The 21,489-nt window shown below is 69.7% G+C and carries 11 protein-coding genes; 3 read left to right on the top strand and 8 right to left on the bottom strand.

The genetic code is table 11. From position 1 onward, the window contains the following. Window positions 1–5: 5 nt before the first annotated feature. The 3 genes from BLT62_RS03170 to BLT62_RS03160 all read right to left on the bottom strand — a co-directional run bounded on the left by BLT62_RS03170 (window position 6) and on the right by BLT62_RS03160 (window position 12,736). A complete protein-coding gene (locus BLT62_RS03170; RefSeq protein WP_083362754.1) occupies window positions 6–2,543 on the bottom strand; it encodes a LuxR C-terminal-related transcriptional regulator in 2,538 nt (845 codons plus the stop codon). Between the two features lie 164 nt (window positions 2,544–2,707). Next, complete coding sequence (locus tag BLT62_RS03165) at window positions 2,708–11,869, bottom strand: DUF5979 domain-containing protein (RefSeq protein ID WP_156786220.1); 9,162 nt, start codon at window positions 11,867–11,869, stop codon at window positions 2,708–2,710. A gap of 222 nt (window positions 11,870–12,091) precedes the next feature. Further along, window positions 12,092–12,736, bottom strand: coding sequence for a TrmH family RNA methyltransferase (locus tag BLT62_RS03160; protein WP_083365281.1), 645 nt, complete (start codon window positions 12,734–12,736; stop codon window positions 12,092–12,094). A 199-nt stretch (window positions 12,737–12,935) separates the two neighbouring features. Here BLT62_RS03160 and BLT62_RS03155 point away from each other — a divergent pair, with 199 nt between their 5' ends. The 3 genes from BLT62_RS03155 (at window position 12,936) to BLT62_RS03145 (ending at window position 15,798) form a co-directional block, all read left to right on the top strand. After that, the gene (locus BLT62_RS03155; protein WP_083362752.1) at window positions 12,936–14,246 is read left to right on the top strand and encodes an Nramp family divalent metal transporter; all 1,311 of its coding nucleotides are present in this window, start codon (window positions 12,936–12,938) and stop codon (window positions 14,244–14,246) included. A 10-nt stretch (window positions 14,247–14,256) separates the two neighbouring features. Continuing rightward, window positions 14,257–14,898, top strand: a complete 642-nt coding sequence (locus BLT62_RS03150; RefSeq protein ID WP_083362751.1) for a metal-dependent transcriptional regulator — start codon at window positions 14,257–14,259, stop codon at window positions 14,896–14,898. 102 nt (window positions 14,899–15,000) lie between these two features. Next, window positions 15,001–15,798, top strand: a complete 798-nt coding sequence (locus BLT62_RS03145) for an HAD-IIA family hydrolase (protein ID WP_083365280.1) — start codon at window positions 15,001–15,003, stop codon at window positions 15,796–15,798. 236 nt (window positions 15,799–16,034) lie between these two features. Here the strand turns inward: BLT62_RS03145 and BLT62_RS03140 are convergent, their stop codons facing one another. Genes BLT62_RS03140 through BLT62_RS03120 form a run of 5 tightly spaced genes read right to left on the bottom strand, consistent with a single transcriptional unit; the run spans window position 16,035 to window position 21,325 of the window. Then, window positions 16,035–16,889, bottom strand: coding sequence for an ABC transporter ATP-binding protein (locus BLT62_RS03140; RefSeq protein WP_083362750.1), 855 nt, complete (start codon window positions 16,887–16,889; stop codon window positions 16,035–16,037). After that, complete coding sequence (locus BLT62_RS03135; RefSeq protein ID WP_083362749.1) at window positions 16,886–17,803, bottom strand: ABC transporter ATP-binding protein; 918 nt, start codon at window positions 17,801–17,803, stop codon at window positions 16,886–16,888. Before BLT62_RS03135 ends, BLT62_RS03140 begins: the two co-directional genes overlap by 4 nt. Then, the gene (locus BLT62_RS03130) at window positions 17,803–18,654 is read right to left on the bottom strand and encodes an ABC transporter permease (protein WP_083362748.1); all 852 of its coding nucleotides are present in this window, start codon (window positions 18,652–18,654) and stop codon (window positions 17,803–17,805) included. The genes BLT62_RS03135 and BLT62_RS03130 overlap by 1 nt, the downstream gene beginning before the upstream one ends. After that, window positions 18,651–19,727 carry an ABC transporter permease gene (locus BLT62_RS03125; RefSeq protein ID WP_083362747.1) on the bottom strand — a complete coding sequence of 359 codons (1,077 nt, stop codon included), beginning with the start codon at window positions 19,725–19,727 and terminating at the stop codon, window positions 18,651–18,653. The genes BLT62_RS03130 and BLT62_RS03125 overlap by 4 nt, the downstream gene beginning before the upstream one ends. Before the next feature lie 20 nt (window positions 19,728–19,747). Then, entirely contained in the window at window positions 19,748–21,325 is a 1,578-nt protein-coding gene (locus BLT62_RS03120; protein ID WP_083362746.1) for an ABC transporter substrate-binding protein, read from the bottom strand. Window positions 21,326–21,489: the final 164 nt, after the last annotated feature.

The following is a 21,489-nucleotide window of genomic DNA, read 5'->3' as shown; positions in this document are numbered from 1 at the left end:
GCGGCTCAGCCGGCATCCGGGCCATCGAAGAGGCGCTGCGCCGCGGCGACGACGAGCGCCTCCTCCCGCGAGCCGACGTCGAGCTTGCGGTACAGGCTGCGCACTTGCGACTTCACGGTGTTCACCGAGACGAAGAGGGCCTCGGCGATCGCCGGGATGCTGCTCGTGGCGACGAGTTCGCGTAGCACGACGCGCTCGCGCTCCGAGAGGCTGATCACGGGGATGCGGCGCAGCACCGCCGGAACCGGCTGCGCGAGGACTCGGACCACGAGCGCGGAGCAGCCCGTCTCGGCCAGCGCGCGCAGGTCGCGCAGGTCCTCGGCGGGCAGCAGCGCCAGCGGAGTGACCAGCCCGGAGGCGTCCAGTGTCGCCGCGAGGCCCTCGAGCGCGTCCCGCGCCTCGTCCGGGCGCCCGAGCCGGAGCCGGACGGCGCATTTCAGCGCGGAGAGCTCGGCCTGCAGCCGCAGCGTGGTCGATGCGCGCCCGGCCTTGGCGAGCAGTGCCAGGGCCGCGTCCGGCGCATCGCGGACCAATTCCAACCGCGCCTGGGCGAGCAACAAGGCCGGGCCGGGGCGCTTCACACCGGGCAGCGCGGATTCCGCGGCGAGGATGTCGCCGGCCGCGAGGTGCAGCGTGCTCGCCGCGATGTCGAGTTCCGTGCGCCCGCGCGCATCGAGGTCGGCCCGGCCGCGCCTACGGTGCCGCGCCACGTGCAGACGAGTGATTCCGGCGACCGCCGCACCCGAGATCAGGTCGAGCCTGGCCTGAGCCTCCGCGAAAAAGGCCCAGTGCTCCAGCGTTGCCATGCTCTCGTCGACCGCATCGATGTGCGCCTGCGCCGCCTCGAACTCGAGCGCCTCGATCGCCAGCAGGGTCTGGGCGAGCTCATAGAACGAGCCGATGTAGCCGCCGTCCCAACCCCGTGGCCAGCGCCGCGTTCGACCCTCGGCGACGACGGCCGCCGCTTCGGCCATCTCCCCCATGAGCGCATGAGTGCCGGCCTGCACCGACAGGCCGTGCAGGCTGCCCGCGGAGGTCAGCGGCTCGCGGCAGCGTTGGAATGCGGCGAGTGCGGCATCCGGAGCGCCGCCGTAGAGCAGCGAGAGCCCGGCGTGCACCATCACGTCGGCCCGCAGGTGGCCGAGTTGCTCACGCCCCTCGTCGTCGAGCGCCGCGAAGCCGCCCAAGGCGCTCTCCGCGGCCCGCGCAGCCCGGGCCGTCTGCGCCGTCACCCGCAGCGCGACGCTCACCATAGCGTCCAGCGCGATCGTCTCCGTGACCCCCAACTCGGCGCGCACGGCCTTCGCCCCGAGCACCACGATGGCGAAGTACTCGAGCGCCCGCGGGCGCAACCGGGCAACCTGGTTGTAGGAGACCGCGAGCAGCATCGCCAGGATCGGTTGGCTGCGCATCGTCTCCACCGGGATCGGCGAGAGCACGGCGCGCAGCTCCTCGGCGCGGGAGGCGAGCAGCGCGAGGAAGCACTGCGCGCCGGCCTCGCTGGCCAGCTCGTACTCGCCGCTCTGCACGGCGAGCAGGAAAGCAGCTTCCGCCCTGTTGCTGTCGAGCAGCCAGCCGATGGCCGTGCGGCGGGCCGCGCCCAGCTCCGCGACGCCGCGCTCACCGAGTTCCCGGCGCAGGATGCCGCGCACGGGCGCCGTGAAGCGGAAGCCCCGCGCCGGCACATCGCTTGTCCAGTACCCGAGGCCCAGCGATTCCGCTCGATCGAGCAGCTCGGCGGCATCCGCGGCCCTGGCCGCGCAACGCTGGCCGGCCAGCACCTCGGCGAGGCCGAGCGGCAGCTCGTCGACGACAGAGGCGTGCAGCGCGAGCTCCAGCAGGGCGCCGTCCTCGGCGGCGAGCTCGAGCAGGCGGATGTCGGCCCCGTCGGCGGCGGCGAGCAGGTGCCGGTCCAGCTCCTCGGCGTTGGGCAGGTCTGGCCAACTCGGGGCGCTCAGCAGAGCGCGGGTGGAGCGGGGGTGGCCGAGGCTGGCGCCGCGCACCAGCCGCACCGTCTCGGCGTCGTCGGGGAGCCCGGCGGCGCTCAGCACGGCCGCCGTCTCCGCGGCGGTGAACTCCAGTTCCGCGCCGGCGACGACGACGGTGTCGACGGCGAGGCGCACCGCGGGCAGTTCGAACGCGCCGCGCTCCCGGGTGGCGACACCGACGACGAGCGCGGGCGCCACCGCCAGCACGGCGAGAAGCTCCTCTGCGGCCTGCGCCGAGAGGCTCTCGGCCCCGTCCACTGCGAGGGCGACGGGCGCCTCCAGGGCGCGCAGGCCTGCCTGGACCCGGCGGAGATGGTCGCGCCCCGAGCCCGGCAGCTCACCGCCGCTGTGCAGAGGCGCGCCGGGTTCGGCAAGGCGGGCATCGCGCAGCCCCTGCAGTACTGCCTGCCAGAACGGCACCGGGTCCGACGTGTGCGCCCCGATGTTCAGCCACACAACGGTGCCCGGCTGCTGCCTGGCCCACTCGGCGAGCAAGGTGGTCTTTCCACTGCCGTTGCTGCCGCGGACCACCAGGAGCGCCGTCTGCCTGCTCACCTTTCGCAGAAGACGAGGCCTGTTCAGCACGTGACGCTCGCGGAACGGCGCAGCCGGTGCGGTGGTTCGAGGGTGCATTCGGTGATGTCTCGTTCGTGGTCTCCACCCGACGCTATCACCGAATGGCAGAGGTGCCGGGGCAATGCCCCGGCACCTCTGGTCGGCTACTCGGCCGCGCTCTTGCTCAGGCGTCGTCGCCGGCCGACGAACAACAGCAGTGCTCCCAGGCCGAGGACCAAGGCGGCGGAGCCAATGATCGCGGCGGCTTGGACGCCCGTGGTGCTCAGCCCTCCGACGGGCGGGACGACAGCCGGAGCGGTGAAGGTATTCGTCACCGTCACCGTGGCCGCACCGGCCAGGCCGGCCGCCAGGGCGAAGGTTGACGTCGGGCCGTCGGTGACCTCATCGCCCACCGCCACGGTGGTCTTCGTAGCGTTGCCGGTTTCGGTCTCGGTGACGGTGCACTCCGCACCCGCCGGCAGCTCGTCATCCATGACCGTCAGGTTCTCGCTGCCGCCGATCTGGTGCACGGCATCCCGCACGACCAGGCCGGGTGCCGGGTGCCGCTCGTCGATCAGCACGCACGACAACTCAACGGGGAAGCTGCGCTTCACGGTGTCGGCGGCGGTGCCGTCGACAACCTTGCGCACCGCGACGGATGCCGCGGCGAACTCATTCGAGATCGACACCGTGTTGGCGCCGTCGAGGGCGAGCAGCGGGTCGAGCACGAGGCTGCGGCCGGCGACGGCTGTCTTGGTCTCCCCCTGCTCGGACAGGATGGTGGTGCCGATGGCACCGCCGGCATCCGTCTCGCTGATCTCACAGACCGCGCCCTCGGGCAGCTCGGTCCAGCTGATGCTCTCGCCAGCCGTCACGGTGCGCTCATTCGGCTCCGCACCGGTGACGGCCCGGCCGTCGAGGGTGCAGGAGAGGGCGAGCTCGAAGGAGCCGTGGTCGAACGGCTGGCCGTCGGCGCCCAGAACGCTGGACTCGACCGTCTTCGCCGCGGTGACGCTCGCGAAGTTGAAGGTGTTCTCCACCCCCAGGGCAGACTGCGGCTGGTCTGCCGAGTCCAGCAGGCTGGCGTCCGTTGCGACCGTGAAGCGGTGGCCGTCCGCGGCGTTGCCGGCCAGCGTCTCGCCCGCGGCATCGGTGAGACGGCTGGAGCCGGCGCCACCGTTACTGGTTTCGTTGAGCTCACACACGGCGCCGGTCGGCAGGCCGGTGTAGAGCGCCGACGGCGCCGCCGCACTCACGGTGCGCGCGTTGCCTCCGGCGATCTCGATCGGCGTGCCGTTCAGGGAGCAGCTGAGGTCAACTCCGAAGTCGCTGGTGCCGAACTTTGCCGCTGCATCGCCCACGACGGACTTCGTGACCTGGAGCGAACCGCTGAGGTACCAGTTGCTCACCGTGAGCTCGGTGATGCCGGACGCCGGAATGGTCACCAGGCCCACGGTCTCGTCGACCCCGTCGTTCGGCGTGATGACGACAGCGTCTGCCCCGTGCTCGCCCGTTTCGACGACGGAGCACTCCGTACCGTCGACGAGCTCGCCGACGCTGGCAGTGAAGCCGTTCGCGGCGTTCAACGCGAGGCTCCTCGTCACCGTCTCCTCACCGGCGAGGGTGCAGGAGACGTCCACGTCGAAGGTCTTGTCAGCCGCGTAGCTCGCCGCGCCGCCCTCCAGCTTCTTCGTCACGATGAGCGCGGAAGCGTCGAAGAGGTTCGTGAAGCCGACGGTGTTCTGTGCGGCGTCATCGACATCGGCGCTGAGCTCCGGGATCGTGACCGTGCTGGTGCCCTGGTCGACGACCGGGGGCACCGTGGCGTTCTGCACGCTCACACTGCTCACCGTGCTGTCGGCCCCGCGGGCATCCGTCTCGGTCACGGCGCACTCCGAGCGAGCCGGGAGTCCGGTGAACTCACGGAACTGGCCATGGTCGAGCATGAACGAGGTCAGCGGCAATACCTCGGCACCCTGGAAGGTGCACTGTGCGCTGAACGCGAAGCGTGTCGGCAGGGTGGTGGATTCGTTGCCGGCCTGCACCGTTTTCTCGACCCGCAGACTGGCCAGCTCGTACACGTTCTGCACGGCGATCTCTGCGGCGTCCGTGGCATCGGTCACGGTCACGGATGCCGGGCTGGCCGTCCATGAGGTCTGACCAGCGTCTGCCTCGTCAATCGAGCACACGCTGCCGAGCGGCAGGTCGTCCACCGTCACGGGCACACCGGGCTCGAGCGTGACCGCTCCCGCGTTCGGCAGAGTCAGTGCGGCGCCCTGCCAACTGCAGCTCACGGTTGCGTCGAAGGTGGCCGCAGCGAAGGCGGAACCAGCACCGGTCACCGCCTTGCTGATCTCCAGCGAGCCATTCTCGAAGGTGTTGGTGACCGAGACCTGAACGGTCGCGGCGTTGTCACCGACGGTGATGACGCCGTTGTTCGGGCTGATCGTCGAGCTCTGCGCGTGGCCGAGATCGGTCTCGGCCACGGTGCACTCAGCGCCGGTCGGCAGGCCGTTGTAGTCGGCGAAACCGCCACCCGTGATCGTGCGCGTCGCGCCGCCGGGGATGGCGATGGACTTGCTGACGCCGTCCACCTCCCTGGTGCACGACATCGAGACGGTGTACTCGTCGTCTGTGGCGGGTGCCAGCGACGCGGCGGGCTCACCGGCGAGCGTCTTGGTCACTCGCACGCTGCCCGTCGTGAAGGTGTTCGTCACCGTCACCGCCGTCGGCGCGCTGACGCTCGCTCCGACGGTGAAGGTACTCGGCGAGAACGCGGTGCCGTTGGCCCCGCCCGTCTTCGGCTCACTCACGGTGCAGCTAGCGCCGCTCGGCAGGTCGGAGACGTTCCACGTGGGAGCCGTCTTGTTCAGAACCTGCGTGTCGGAGAAGACCGTGGTCGGGTTGGCCGATGCCAGCGTGCAGCTCAGGTCGACGGTGAAGTCCTCGTTGCCCCAGTCGGCGGCGCCGGTTCCGGCGAACGCCTTGGTGATGGTCGCCGCACCGACGGTGAAGACGTTTTTCATGACGAGTGCGCTGGTGAAATCACCCTGTGCGTCATCCGCCGTCAGGGTGAAGGAGGACGTCGGGCCGGTGCCCGCAACCGGCGGGGAGCCGGCCTGCGTGAACACCGAACTGGTCGAGGACGCACCGCCGCGGCCCGTCTCGATGACGGAACACGTGGCCCCGGCGGGCAGAGAGGTGAACTCCTTGACCCCGTCAATGCCGAGGGAGAACGTCTCGTTCAGCACTGTGTTGCCGAGGAACTGGCAGCTGGCGCGGAAGTTGTACGGCCCCGAGTAGACGATTCCCTCGCCATCCTGGTTCAGCGCACCGCCCGCATCGACGGTCTTGGTCACCGAGAACCCGGCGTACTCGTAGCTGTTGGTGACCTCGATCAGGTTGTGCTCCGGCGCGTCCTCGAAGGGGTGGTGCACGTCGGTGCGATCGCCGAACCCGCGCAGCGCCTCAATGCTGCCCGAGCGCCCGTTGGCACCCGCGGGGTCGTAGCTGGCCGTTGCGCCCTGGCTGGGGAGCTCGCCGGCCGTGCAGGTCGAGAACAGCGGAAGGTTGGTGCCCGCGCCGTAGTACAGCACGGTTCCGTTGGCGGCGACGGTCGCGGTGGACCGGTTGACGCCGCCCGCGCCGACGAGGTTGACCGGGGTCACGCCGGAGACGCACTGCAGGCCGACGTCGTAGCCGCTCGGCAGGGGCGCCGTCCAGCCCGCAGGCGTGTCAATGCTCTTCTTCAGCGCGATCACGCCGGTGGGGGCCGCCACACCGGCCCGGACGGGTTCGACCGGGCCCTGGTAGATCTCGACACCGGCGTCGGTGCCGCGCGAACCGGCGGCAACCGTGTTCCAGGCGATGGGCAGACCGCTCGCGACCGCGGCATCCGACACCCACGGAGTGCGGGTCTCGAACGTCAGCGACGCGGCTCCACCCGGAGCCAAGCCGGCGCCGGTCGCGAAGCTGATCACGAACTTCACGGCCTTGGCCGCGGCGAGCTCAGACTCGGCGGTGTTGGCGTCGAACGGGGTCCAGACGCGCGTGCTGACGTCGCGGTAGCAGGCGTCGTTCGTCGGGATGTCGCCGACGCGGGCGGTGTACTCGATGTCCTTGCCGTTGCAGGCACGCGCCGGCGTGACGTTCGTGTAGAACGAGCTGACCGTGGCGCCCGGAGCATTGCTCGCGACGTTGCCGAGCAGCGTGGGAGACCACGCGGAGCCTCGCTTCGGAGCGGTCACAACGCCGGTGTCGTTCACTGCCGGAAGCACGTCAATGGCGACGATGGAATCGCTGGCCATGTTGCCGCGGTTCGTGAAGGTCATGCGCCAGGACTCAACGCCGCCGGGCCGGGTGATCGGCACACAGTTGTTCGTGTAGTACCCACCGCCGGCGTTCGGCGTGGCGCAGGCGGCGGCAGAGCCCGAAGCCGACGTGCTCAGCACGCCGAGGTCGTCGTAGTTGACGTCGCCGGGCTGCGCGTCCGGTACACCGGCTGCCACGCCCTTGACGGCCTTGGCCACACCGATCGGGGCCGACGCCGCCGGGTTGACCGTCGTCAACGCCTCACAGGAGGCGACGTTCGTCGTGTCCGTGCGGGGCCGGTTGTTCAGCGTCGACTCGCACCGCTCGAAGACACGATCGCTGGTCGCGGTGATGGAGTTCTCGACGGGGGTACTCGGCACGAGGCCGAGGCGGAACATCAGCGCGGCCTGGATGACGATCTTGTCGCCCGGCTTGAAGACGAAGGACGGCGGGACGGTGATCGCGACCGCGCCGCTGCTCTCGTCGAGGGACGCGGAGAAGCCGGTGTTGGGCAGCGCACCACTGGTTTGGTTGGAGAGTGTGAACTTGAAGACCGGGTCGACGCCCGTCATCGGAACGAGGAGCGCGCCCCCACCGTCGACGGCGATCTGGTCGGCGAGCTTCAGCCCGGTGATGTTCCAGTCGCCGGTGTTCGTGATCGTCATGGCGTACGGGATGCTGAAGTCCGGCGGGTACTGCTGGGAGACCGCGCCTCCGGCGCCGTTGCCCGGCGCCTTCTCCACCTTGATGCGGTTGACGCGGTGCTGGAGCACCGTGTTGGCCGAGTCAGCGGCGTCGCCGGTCCAGAGGGTTGCGGGCGCCTGCGGCGTCCCCCACGAGCCGTCTCCGTGCACGTCGAGCACGTTGCTGGTCGTGCCCTGGACCGTCTCGCCCGGGGCGGCGCTCAGACCGACACCGACCCGGGTGGTCGGCGCAAGGTAGCTGTCGACTTCGCCGCCAGGACCGACGCGCAAGTTCTCCAGGCGCGTCGCATTGACCTTGATGACGACCTGCGGGTTGCGCGGGCGCTCCCAGTTGCTCGAAGCGGTGTCGCGGCGCACCTCGAAGCGCACACCGCGCACGTCGGCGGCTGTGACGCCGTCCGGCAGCTTCGGGGTGATGGTGCCGTTCGTGGCGGCGTCCTCCCAGTTGCCCCTGACCCAGCACGCGCTGAGATCGGTGTCGGCCTCGCAGGTGTGCGTCAGCACCGAGCCGACCAGGGAAGCTTCGACGCCGACCAGCACCGAGGTGCGCAGCTGACGCACGCCGGTCGGCAGCGTCACCTGGGGCAGAGACGCCAGCTCGAATGCGTTCCAGAAGGTCGGCGTGGTGTCGGAGATCGTGAGCTTGGTGGTGCGCACGTTGCCGGTCGGCTGCCCGGTGAGGGTCAGCTGGTACCCGGTGCGGGGTTGGTCCTCGAAGCGGGTGGCGGGGGCGAGCGTCTTGTCCGCCAGAACGCCGTAGGTGGCGGCAACGAATCCGACGGTGGCTTCGGAGGTGCCCTCTGCCTCGTCAATTGTGTGCCCACCCGGGCGGCTGGCATCGGTGTGGGCCACATTCCGGGCCTGGTTGCCGACGGCGACCGCGGTGCCCGGGCTGTCACGCTGGAACTCTCGCATCTGGAAGGTCAGCTCCAGCGTGCTCGATGCGCCAGACACGATCGTGGCCCTGGTCGGGTCGGAGTGAACGACACTGACGCCGATCACATCACCCAGCGCGCTGGCCGTCAGGGCCTGGGCCTGGGGGATCGTGTAATCGGTGGTGGCGCCACCGACCCTGGTCAGCGTGACCGTCGATGTCGTCGCGGCGTCCGGCACGGTGATGCGGCCGATCGCGTACAGGTTGAGCCAGTTGTATGCGGTCGGGGCGGCCTGCGCGGCAGCAGGATCCGAGACGCTCAGGGTTTCTACCTTGACCCCCTGCTGGGTCGTGTTCGTCGCGACGATGGTTGCGGTGACCAGCGGGTACTTGCCGGCGTCGGTCCCGGCCGGCGGGACCGGCAGCTCGTTCTGGTCGAACGTCTTCGTGATCTCGACGTTGACCGGGGTGTCGCGAATCGTGATCGTGTCCTCGGCGCTCTGGGACACGTTGTGCGCACCCTGCCCGCTGAGGTTCACCGTGTTCTTCACGAGGCCGCGCACGCCGGTGTTGTAGGTGTCGGTGTGGATGTCGCCGACGACCGGCCCGCCGCTGCGCTTCTTCTGGCGGATCTGGAAGGTGAGGTCGAGTCCGCGTTCGTGGTTGTACGACGCGGCGACTCCACTGTCGACAGGGGGCGCGGCCTCCGCCGTGCGCTTGGAGCCCTCGGCGTAGGTCAGGCGCACGGCCAGCGTCGAGGCGCGCTCGGCAGCTGTCAGCACGTAACCGGGGAATGCGCCGTCGCACGCGGCGGCGGGGGTGCAGACCTGGCCGGTGATGTCGTCCCAGGTGTCGGAGGCGTCGTTGAACAGCTCGACGCGCTCAACCTTGTCGTAGGCGATCAGCGGGTCGAGTGCAGGGGTGATCGGCTCGATCTTGGCCAGGTCGAAGGCGTCGTAGACGGAGGCCTGGATGTTTCCGAAAGCGGCGCCGGGGGTTGGGTCGTCCACAACGGTGACCGTGGTGAAGGGCAGCCCCTCGGTTGACCAGCTGAGGCGCGCGGTGCGCTGCTCATCGCTGAACGCATACACCTCGTCGCTCAGCCAGTGCTTCTCGATCAGGTCGGGACCGACACCGGCACCGTCCAGCGGCTTGAGGCTGATCGTGTCGTCGGCCTCTGCCTTGTTGTCGGCCGGTGTGGTGTCGTTCGGGTTGCTGACCGCGGCGGACGCCCGGTTCGCCACAACAAGCGGATCGGCGGCCTTGGCCGCGTCGGCGACGCTGCCGCTCCCGTCGCGGAACTCGTCGCGCGTCTGCACGCTCAGGTAGGGCGCGGCCGTGAACCCGGGCGGCAGGAGTTTGCCGTCCTTGCCGGTATAGACGAACTGCACGCCTTGGATGGTGTCTTTGAGTGCGTTCGGAACGGTGAAGTCCCAATTTGCGCTGCCCTCGATCAGGCCGGCGCCCGCAAAGGTCTGCCAGTCGGAGCCGTCCCAATACTTCACCGTGAGGTTGGCGTTGCTGGGCACGCCGGCGGTGATCCGCGCAAGGTTGAAGGTGTTCCAGAACTCGCTCGGAGTGGCGGTGTCGGCGGGATCGGTAATGGTGAGGTGCTCGGAGCCGATGGTGGACGCATTCGACCCGGCGTCGTTGACGGCGCCGACGATGGAGACGGAACTCACCGCGCCGGGCGCGGCCCACAGTTCCTCGCGCGCGATGTTCTTCTCGACGCTGGTCGAGACGCGCGCCGGCTGGCGTGTGAGGTCGTCCTGCGCGTCGTCGATGCCGGTCTTGCCGTGGACGTCGGTGACGGTGGCGGTCGTCTCATTGGTATTGGTGACGTCGTCCACGCCAGGGACCGGCTGCGCGGTCACGGTGAACGAGATGTCGGTTGTCGCGTTGGCCTGGATCGGGCCGGTGAAGCGCACGGTGAAGCCGACAACAGTCTTTCCCGCCGGTGCGACGGGGAGCGTGTCAACCCCGTCCGCGGCGATGGTCTCGAAGGTTCCGTCCGCATATTCGTACTCGACGCTCGCAGCATCGGCGTTGGCCGGCCACTCGAGGTCGTCAGTGAAGCCACCGAAGTCGAGACCCTGGGCGGCGAGGTCTGCAGCGCCAGGCGACGGCTCCGCGATGACGAGCTCGGTCACCGCGCGATTGCCGTTCGTCGCGGTGATCAGCGCGGTGGTCGATTCGCCGGCGAGCAGGGCGTCCTTCGTGAACACCTTGGTGACGCCCACCTGCGGGCCGGTGTTGCTGACGACGACGTCGGCCGGGGCGGTCTTCGGCGGGGTCGCGGTAGCCCCGAGCGTGACGTGCGACGCGGCGGTGTTGGGGATCGTCACCGACTGATCCTGCGGGATCGTGCTCACGGTGCTGTTGGTGACCGTGTTGATGACGATCGCGGCCTGGCCGTCCGCCGGGGTCGGCGGGAGCTGGCCGGCGTTCTTGCTGAACGTGAACCGGAGGCCCTTGACTTCGGTCAACGGATCGATGGCCGGGATGCCGGTGGTGTCGGCGGGGATCGGGCCGGTCGCATAGGCCTCAACCCAGTCGCCGAGGGCGTCGCGGTACTCGATCTTCACCCGGTCCGCGCCGGTCGGCGCCGTGATCGAGCCGATCCCGGCGAAGTCGAGGTATCCGCCCAGCGGGCTCGTCGAACCGTCGGCCGGGTCCTGGATGACGAGGGTGTCGACTGCGCGGTTCGAGGCGTTGCCGCCGCCGATGGTGTACTCCACGGGCTGATCGGCAACAGCCGGAACTGTTGCCCCGGCTACCTGCTTGTTGTCGACCGACTTGGCGACGCTCGAGTCCAGAACCACGGGCACTTCGAGCGTGATGCTCGCCGGGCTCTCAACTGCCTCCGCGTTCGAGGCTGTCGCGTGAGCGACGTTGACGAGTTCGGTGCCGTCGAGGTCACCGCTGACGTTGGCAGGAACCTTCACGTACACGGCGATGGAGTACGTTTCGCCGCCCAGGATGCCCGTCCCGCTCTCGCCCTTGGCGGTGAAGTCAACGGTGAAGGACGTGCCATCCAGCGTGACCGTGGGAGCCGAGACTCCCTGCACCCGGACCGGGTCCGGCACGCCATCGTCGAAGACCAGCGGTGCGGGCAGGGCGTCGGTGAGTTGCGCGTCGGTGCAGACGTCGGCGCTCACAACGTTGCAGCGGAGCTCGATCGTGTAGCTGAAGGTCTCGCCGGGGGCATACGGGGAGGTGTTCGGCGCGGTCACCGTCTTGGTGAGGGCGAGCTCCGACTCGATCTCGGCCGCGTGCGACTGGCCACCGTCAACTCCGCCGACGACGAGCCCTCCCGCCAGCAGCGCCACAACCGAGAGGAACGCGGCCGCCACCGAGAAGAGGCGCGTCTGCCCGAGGTACCGTCGACGCGGTGCGCGGTGGGCAGGCGCGCTGGAGCGCAAACGTGGAACAGGCATGGATATCCCCCTGGGCTGCGGATCGGGCGTGCAGCCCGGTCGCGCGACATTCTCGTCACCGAGAACCTCGCGCACGTGCGTCTAGGGCGGGCTACGCTTCCAGAATCCCAGTCCGAGTGGCTGTACCCCAAACTGTCCCCCGTAGTGAGGACCGATTTCACCCCGAAAATCACCCTTTGCACCCCGAACTGGGGGCACTTTGGCCCTAACCTGAGCGCGGGCCTACTGCGTGGCGAAGCTCACATGCTGCATCACCCAGGAGTGCATGGTGACGGCCGCGGCCGCGCTGGCGTTGATCGAGCGGGTGGACCCGAACTGGGTGATCTCCACGACGGCGGCGGCGGCGGCGATCGCCTCCGGCGACAGCCCGGGCCCCTCCTGGCCGAACAGCATGAGGCAGCGCTCGGGCCAGGTGAACGTCTCGATCTTCACGCAGCCAGGAACGTTGTCGATCGCGATGATCGGCAGCCCCTCCGCGCGCGCCCACTCGACGAGCTCATCGACGGTGGAGTGGTGCAGCACGTGCTGGTAGCGGTCGGTGACCATGGCGCCGCGCTTGTTCCAGCGGCGCCGGCCGACGATGTGCACGGTGTCGGCGGCGAAGGCGTTGGCGCTGCGCACGATCGAGCCGATGTTCATGTCGTGCTGCCAGTTCTCGATGGCGACATGGAACGGATGCCGGTGCTCATCGAGGTCGGCCACGATGGCCTCCATGCGCCAGTACCGGTAGCGGTCGATCACATTGCGGGTGTCGCCGTGCGCGAGCAGCTCGGGGTCGTAGTAGTCCTCGTCCGGCCACTCCTCGCGGCCGCCGGGCCACGGCCCGACGCCCCAGGTGCTGAGTTCGACGGTTGGGGTCGGCGCGATGGCCTCCGCGGCCCGGCCTTCGTCACCGTCGGCCGCGGCGTCCTGCGTCTGCTCATTCACCACACAAGGCTACTTCCCCCGCGCCCCCTCCCGGTTGCCACAAATCAGGGGTGTGGGGCGCGCGGACCCCCGATTTGTGGCAACCGGGAGGCGGGCGCGAGGGCTTTTAGGTGCGCCTAAAAGTTGCTATGTTTTAGGCATGCCTAAAACTCTCAACGACGAGCAGGCGCGGGGAGCGGGAACCGCCGCGAGCCCTGCCGCGAGCCCTGCCCAGCGCCGTGCCGCGCGCCTCGGCCGCGGCGGTCAGCACCGGATCCTCTGGCTGCTCGGCCCCGCCCTCGTGGCCGGCGTCGCCTACCTCGACCCGGGCAACGTCGCCAGCAACATGACCGCCGGCGCCGAGTATGGCTATCTGCTCGTCTGGGTGGTCGTCGCCGGCAATGTGATGGCCTGGCTGATCCAGTACCTCTCGGCCAAGCTCGGCATCGTCACGGGCAAGAGCCTTCCCGAGCTGCTCGGCCTCCGCATCCGCAACCGGCACGCCCGCCGCAGCTACTGGCTGCAGGCCGAGCTCGTGGCGATGGCCACCGACCTGGCCGAGATCATTGGCGGCGCCGTCGCGCTCAACCTGTTGTTCAACCTGCCGCTGATCTGGGGCGGCGTCATCACCGGCACCGTGTCGATGGTGATGCTCGCCGTGCAGACCCGGCGCGGCCCCCGCGTGTTCGAGCGCGTCGTCATCAGCCTGCTCGCCATCATCGCGATCGGCTTCACCGCCGGCGTCTTCATCGCGCCGCCGTCACCCGAGGGCGTGCTGGGCGGGCTGGTCCCCCGCTTCGAGGGAACCAACTCGGTGCTGCTGGCCGCCTCCATCCTCGGCGCGACGATCATGCCGCACGCGATCTACGCGCACTCGGCGCTCGCCCGCGACCGCTTCGAGGTGCGGGCATCCGGGCTCACCACGAAGCGCCTGCTCACCGCCACCCGCTGGGACGTCTCGATCGCGATGGTCATCGCCGGCAGCGTCAACCTCGCGATCCTGCTGCTCGCCGCCGCGAACCTGCAGGGCGTCGCCGGCACCGACAGCCTTGAGGGCGCCTACGCGGCGCTGCACGACTCGATGGGCGCCGTCGTCGCAACCCTGTTCGCTGTCGGCCTGCTCGCCTCCGGGCTGGCCTCTACCTCGGTCGGCGCGTACGCCGGCGCCGAGATCATGCACGGCCTGCTGCACGTGCGGGTGCCGCTCGTGGCCCGCCGGCTCGTGACGCTGATCCCGGCGCTGCTGATCCTCGGCAGCGGCTTCGACCCGACCCAGGCCCTCGTGCTCAGCCAGGTGGTGCTCTCCTTCGGCATCCCGTTCGCCCTGGTGCCGCTGGTCTGGCTGACGGCGAAGGCCGGCGTGCTCGGCGAGTACCGCAACCGCTGGGTGACGACCTCGGCGGGCGCCGTGGCATCCGTTCTGCTCATCACGCTCAACGTCACCCTGCTCGTGCTGCTGTTCGGCGGATAGTCTGGGGTCGATGCCTGCCACGACCCCCGCCATCGAGGACTACCTCAAGACCATCTACGCGCACACCGAGTGGCAGCCGGAGCCGATCACGCCCTCCGCGCTGGCCGGCAAGCTCGGCATCGCGCCCAGCTCGGTCACCGAGATGGTCAAGAAGCTCGCCGCCATGGGAATGGTCACCCACGTTCCCTACGGCGCGGTGCGACTGAACGAGGCGGGCACCGCGCGGGCGCTCCAGGTGGTGCGCCGGCACCGCCTGATCGAGACCTGGCTCGTGAACGAGATGGGCTACACCTGGGACGCGGTGCACGACGAGGCCGAGGTGCTGGAGCACGCGCTGAGCGAGCGGCTGCTCGCGGCGATCGATGCGCGGCTCGGCCACCCGCGGCGCGACCCGCACGGCGACCCCATCCCGGCCGCAGACGGCAGCCTGCAGCGCCCCGCCGCTGTGCTGCTCGCCGAGGCCGTCGCCGGCCACCGCGGCGCCGTCGTGCGCATCAGCGACCGCGACCCGGCCGTGCTGCGCCTGCTCACCGACAACGGCATCGGCCTCGACACCGCGCTCGAGCTGGCGGATGCCGGCGTGCTGCTGCCGGACGGCCGCCTGCTCCCGCTCTCGGCCGAGGCGCTCGCGAGCATCTGGGTCAGCGCCTAGCCGCTCGGGCCCGCGAGGCCGCCCGCGAAACGCCTCCGACCCGTCGCCGTAACATGAGCACGCCGCATCCGCCCTAGGCTGAGCACTGAAGGAAGGATGCTCATGGCACGTCGCGATGAAATCGAATGCTGGCTCACCGATATGGATGGCGTGCTGGTGCACGAGAACGAGCCGCTCCCCGGCGCGGCCGAACTGCTCGAGCAGTGGCGCACCGAGGGCAACCCCTACCTGGTGCTCACCAACAACTCCATCTTCACCCCGCGCGACCTGAGCGCGCGGCTCCGCGCCTCCGGCCTCATTGTGCCGGAGGAGGCCATCTGGACGAGCGCGCTGGCCACCGCCGCGTTCCTCAAGTCGCAGAGCCCCGGCGGCAGCGCCTTCGTCATCGGCGAGGCTGGCCTGACAACGGCCCTGCACGAGGCCGGCTTCATCATGACCGAGACGAGCCCCGACTACGTCGTCGTGGGCGAGACCCGCAACTACTCCTTCGAGGCGATCACCAAGGCGATCCGCCTGATCGTCGGCGGCGCCCGATTCATTGCCACGAACCCGGATGCCACCGGCCCGAGCGCCGACGGCCCGATGCCCGCCACCGGCGCCATCGCCGCCCTCATCACGAAGGCGACCGGCATGGAGCCCTACATCGTGGGCAAGCCGAACCCGATGATGTTCCGCTCGGCGATGAACAAGATCGGCGCGCACTCCGAGAACACGGCCATGATCGGCGACCGGATGGACACCGACATCGTCGCCGGCATCGAGGCGGGCCTGCACACGATCCTGGTGCTCACCGGCATCAGCGACGACGCCGAGATCGCGCGCTACCCGTTCCGGCCGGACGAGATCCTCTCCGGCGTGCACGAGCTCGTCTACGCCGAGCCGCGCGAGACCGCGCTCTAGCAGCGACGCACCCGCACACTCAGGACCACACGCCCGCTGCCCCGAATCTAGGGCCAGTGCGGCTGTGGTCCTGAGTTTTCTGCTGTTGCCCCGCGCCCGCGCCCTCGCCCGCGCCCGCGCGCCCAGCTCGTCGAGACTGCGCGACTTGTAGTTCCCGGGGGCTGGAACTACAAGTCGCGCAGTCTCGACGTGGGGTTGCGTGGGGTTGCGGCGGTTGGGCGCGCGGCTGGGCGCCGCTAGACGCGGTCGAGCGCGGCCGGCAGCGAGCTGCGCCACTCGGCCGGCGCCTCCGCAGCGGGGGCAGCGGGCAGGATGCCGCGGCCGTCCGGCGCGGGGATGGCCGAGAGCAGCGCCTGCGTGTACGGGTGGGCCGGCTCCTCCCAGATGCGCTCCGAGACGCCGGACTCCACGATCTGGCCGCGGTACATCACAACGGTGCGGTCGGCGATCAGGCGCACGATGGCGAGGTCGTGCGAGATGAACAGCAGGCCGGCCCCGGCATCCAGCGCCAGCCGGCGCATCATGTCGGCGACGGAGGCCTGGCTGGAGGCGTCCAGGGCCGAGATCGGCTCGTCGGCGACGAGCAGGTCGGGCCGGGCGGCGAGGGCGCGGGCGATCGCCACGCGCTGCCGCTGGCCGCCGGAGAGCTCGTGCGCGTAGCGGGAGACCATCGCGGTCGGCAGGCCGACCCGCTCCAGCCACTCCTCCGGCTTCGAGCCCGCCTCGCCGCGGGCGAGCGCGGCGCGGATACCCTCGGTGATCTGGGTACCGACCCGGATGCGCGGGTTCAGCGACGAGTTCGGGTCTTGGAACACCATCTGGATCGACGTGAAGGCGGTCGGCCGGCGGCGCACGCCGAGCAGCGGCACGGCCTGGCCGCGGTAGCTCACGCTCCCGGAGCGCGGCTTCTCCATGCCGACGACGGCGCGGGCGAGGCTGGACTTGCCGCAGCCGCTCTCGCCGACTAGCGCCAGCACCTCACCGGGCGCGATCGACAGCGAGACGCCGTCGACGGCCCGCACGACAGAGGCGCCGTGGTACTCGATGACGAGGTCGGTGACGCTCAGCAGATCGTTCGGGCTCGCGCTCATCGGCCGGCCTCCTTCTGGATCACGGACGGCGTGTCGGAACCCTGGGCGCTCGGCAGCGACTCCAGCAGCTCGCGGGTGTACGCGTGCTGCGGGGCGCCGAAGATCTGCTCGCGCGGGCCGGTCTCCACGATCGCGCCGTGGCGCATCACCGAGACCTCGTCGGCTATGGCGCTCATCACGCCGAGGTCGTGGGTGACCAGCAGCACGGCGAGCTGGCGCTCGTCGGCGAGGTCACGCAGCAGGTGCAGGATGCCGGCCTGCACAGTGACGTCGAGGGCCGTGGTCGGCTCGTCGGCGAGCAGCACCACCGGGTCGCAGGCCAGGGCGATCGCGATCGCGATGCGCTGGCGCTGCCCGCCCGAGAACTGATGGGGGTAGCGGCCGAGGGCCTCGACCGGGTTCGGCACTCGCACCCGCATCAGCAGCTCGATGGCGCGGTCGCGCGCCGCCTCGCGGCCGAGCTTCAGGTGGGTGCGCACGTGGTCGGTCAGCTGGGAGCCGACCGTCAGCTGCGGGTGCAGGCTGGAGGACGGGTCCTGGAAGATCATGGCGATGCGCCGGCCGCGGATGCGGTTCAGTGCACGCCGGCGCATGCCGATGAGCTCTGTGCCGGCCAGCTCTGTGCCGCCCGGCTCGGCGCCGTTCGCGTCGGCGTCGAACAGCCTGATGGAGCCGCCGACGGTGGCGTTCGCCGGCAGCAGGCCGAGGATCGCCAGCGACGAGACGGTCTTGCCCGAGCCAGACTCCCCCGCCAGGCCGTGGATGCGGCCGGGCACGAGGTCGAGGCTGATGCCGGTGACGATCGGCTTCGGCGCCTTGCGCGGGCCGATCCCGACGGTGAGCCCCTGCACGCTGAGCACGGCCGGGGCGGTCGCCTCGGCATCCGGGACCATGGTGTTCAGAACGTCGGTCATCAGCGTGCACCCGCCTTGCTCATCTGGGAGGTGGGGTCGAAGATGTCGCGGAGCGAGTCACCCACGAAGTTGAACGCCATCACGACGGTGAGGATCGCGAGGCCGGGGAAGACGCCGATCCACCAGCTGTCGAAGTTCGCCATGGCGGCGGAGATCATCGAGCCCCACTCCGCGGTCGGCGGCTGGGCGCCGAGGCCGAGGAAGGAGAGGCCGGAGAGCAGCAGGATCGCGGTGCCGACGTCGAGGCTGGCGAGCACCAGGATCGGGCCGACGACGTTCGGCGCCACGTCGACGCGCAGCGTCTTGAACGGCGAGAAGCCGAGCAGCCGGCCGGCCATCACGTAGTTCTGGGTGCGGAGGCCGAGCACGATGCTGCGCGTCATCCTGGCGTACTGCGGCCAGGACACGACGAAGGCGGCGATCACGGCGTTGAACAGCGACGGCCCGAGGGCTGCCGCGACGACCATGGCGAGGATGACGGTGGGGAACGCCATCACCAGGTCGGTCAGGCGCATGAGCACCTCGTCGACCCACTTGCCGAAGTAGCCGGCGATGGCGCCGATCAGGGTGCCGACGACCATCGACATGACGACGAGCATGAGGGCAAGCGGGATCGTGACGCCGGCGCCGGTCATGAGGCGCGAGAAGATGTCGCGGCCGAGCGCGTCGGTGCCCATGATCGTGTCGATGCCGGGAGCCTGCAGGCGCGGCAGCACCTGCGCCAGCGGGTCGAACGGCACCCAGAACTGCGCGGTGAACGCGACGACGATCCAGAAGGCCGCGATGACGGCCCCGATCACGCCGAGCGGCGTCACCCAGGCGGATGGAATCCGCAACCAGCGGCGCGTCATGCGAGCCTCACCCTCGGGTCGAGCACGCCGTAGAGCAGGTCCACGGCGAAGTTGATGCCCAGATAGATCACGCCGACGATGAGGCCGACGCCCATCACCCCGGGCAGGTCCAGGCTGGTGGCGGAGTTGTAGGCGTAGCTGCCGAGCCCCGGCCAGGCGAAGACGGCCTCGACCAGCACGGTGCCGGAGAGCAGCGAGCCGAAGGCGAGCCCGACGATGGTCAGGATGGGCAGCGAGGCGCCGCGCAACGTGTAGCCGAAGAGCATCCGCGGCCCGGAGAGGCCCTTCGCCCGGCCGGCGCGGATGTAGTCGGCGTCGAGCACCTCGAGCACCGAGGTGCGCACGAAGCGGGTGAGCAGGCCGATGGTGAACAGCGAGAGCACGAACACCGGCAGCATCAGGTGCGCCATGGCGTCCATGAACGTCACCCACTGCCCGGCGAGCAGCGCGTCGACGGTGTACAGCCCGGTCACCGTCGGCGGCGGGCTGAGGATCGGCGAGAGCCGGCCGGAGCCGGGCGCGATGCGCAGCTGCAGGAAGAAGAAGTTGAAGCTGACCAGCGCCATCCAGAACGTCGGGATGCTCAGGCCGATGAGAGAGAGCACGCGCACCAGCTGGTCGCTGATCTTGCCGCGGCGGTAGGCCGCGAGCGAGCCGAGGGCCACGCCGACGGCGAGGCTGACGATGATGGCGCCGATGGCGACCTCGATCGTGGCCGGCACAGCCTTGGCGAGGTCGGATGCCACCGGCTGCGCGGTGCGCAGCGAGACGCCCATGTCGCCCTGGAACAGGTTGAGCAGGTAGTTGAGGTACTGCACGGGCAACGGCTGGTCGAGGCCGTGCTTCTCGATGTACGCCGCCACAGTGGCAGGGTTGCTGGCCGCGCCCTCGCCGAGCGCTGCCACGATCGGGTTGCCCGGGACGAGGTTGGCGAGGCTGAACGTCACCAGGGTGACGCCGAAGAGCAACAGTACTGACATTCCGAGGCGACGAAGCACGTACCCGGCCAGAGGGGATCCACCAAGTGGAGCTCTGGCCGGGTGCACGCGGGTCGCGCGGGTGTTCTTTCCCACGCTAGAGATTCCTTCGGCTTCTACTTGGCCTGCAGCTCGGCGATGTCCATCGTCCACGTCGAGTTGTAGTTGACACCGGAGATGAAGTCGGCGGTGGCGATGTTCGAGCCGGGCACGATCAGCGGCACGAACGGGCCCTGCTGCTGCAGCGCCTCGGCGAAGTCGCTGAAGGCGCCCTCACGCGATTCCATGCTGGTCGCGGTCTCGGCGGCGGTGGCCAGCTCGACGATGGACGGGGCGGCTTCGGCGGTCCAGCCGGCGCGCAGGCCGACCTTGGCCCCGGCCTGGAACGGCAGGAAGTTGGCCGAGTCGGCGTAGTCCGGGCCCCAGAACCAGATGCTGAACGCCTCGCGGCCGTTGACGTACTCGTCGATCTGCGTCGTGAACGGCGCCGGTGCGAGCTCGATGGAGATGCCGGCTGCCGACAGCTGCGACTGGATGCGCTCGGCGAGCGGGGTGAAGCTCACGCCGCCGACCGGGTAGTCGTTCGGGTACTCGAGGGTGATGGTCTCACCGGCGTAGCCGGACTTGGCCAGGGCGGCCTTCGAGGCGGCGAGGTCCTGCTTGACACCGTCGGTCAGCGCGCCGAGGAACGACGGCGGGATGACGCCGGTCGCTTGCTCCGAGCCGGCGCCGGCCAGCTCGAGGAGTGCCGGGTAGTCGAGCGCGTAGCGCACGGCCGAGGCGAACTCCGGGTTCGCCGTGACGCCGGCAACCTCGGGGTTCTGGTTCAGCAGCAGGAAGATCGTCTGGGCCGACGGCACCGAGGTGACGCTGACCGCGCCGCTCAGGCCGGCGACCTGGTCGCCGCTCAGGTCGACGGCCACTTGGGAGTCGCCGCCCTCGAGGTTCATCTTCTGGGTGGCGCTCTCGGAGACGTTGCGGATGACGACGCGGTCGAAGTCGATGTCCTCTGCGCCGTTGTACTTCTCGTTGCCGGTGAGCACGACCTGCGACTCGACGCTGAGCGTGTCGAGGATGTAGGGGCCGGAGCCGGCGGAGGTGGTGTTGAGGAACTTCTCGGCGGCGTCGGTGTTGTCGGTGGTGCCACCGTTCTCGATGACGACCTTGGAGTTGAGGATCGCGAGCGAGGGGTTGGTCATCAGCGCGGGCAGCTTGAGCGAGGAGGTCGCGGTGCTGAGCTCGACGGTCTTGTCGTCGACCTTGGCGACCTCGATGCCCTCCATCAGGAAGTTGGCCTTGCTCTCGGTCATACCCTTGACGCGGTTCAGCGAGAAGACGACGTCGTCCGCGGTGACCGGGGTGCCGTCGGAGAAGACGCGGCCGTCGTCGAGGGTGAAGGTGAAGACCGTTGCGTCGTCGTTCTGGGTGTAGCTGGCCAGACCGGGCACCGGGGTGCTCTCGTCGGAGCCGGCGAAGTCGAGGAGCGTCTCGTAGAGCGCCTTCGAGACCATGTAGCCGGTCGGCACGTAGTTGCGGCCCGGGTCGGCCGTCTCGAGCGTGAACGCGGTGTCGATGACGATGCTGGTGGGAGCGCTGCCGGTGCCGCCTTCCGGAGCGGTTGCGGCGCAACCGACGAGGGCGAGCGATGCGCTCAGCCCGAGAGCTGTTGCGACGTAGCGGATTTTGGTGCGCACGGGGTAACTCCTTCTCATGAACTGCGGGGGCAGACGCCGGGCGGCCTGCGCGCATCTCTGGGCGAGGCATCCGACTCAACGATCCAAATACTTGGACGGCTTTGCATGACATTCGCACAATCAGCGCTACTCTGTCCAATCAAAGCCCCAGAGTTACAGATAAT

Origin of the sequence: Microterricola viridarii, from assembly GCF_900104895.1 — a bacterium.
GTDB lineage: Bacteria > Actinomycetota > Actinomycetes > Actinomycetales > Microbacteriaceae > Microterricola > Microterricola viridarii.
Note: the sequence above shows the minus strand (reverse complement) of the source record. Positions and strands in the feature narration are given on the sequence as shown.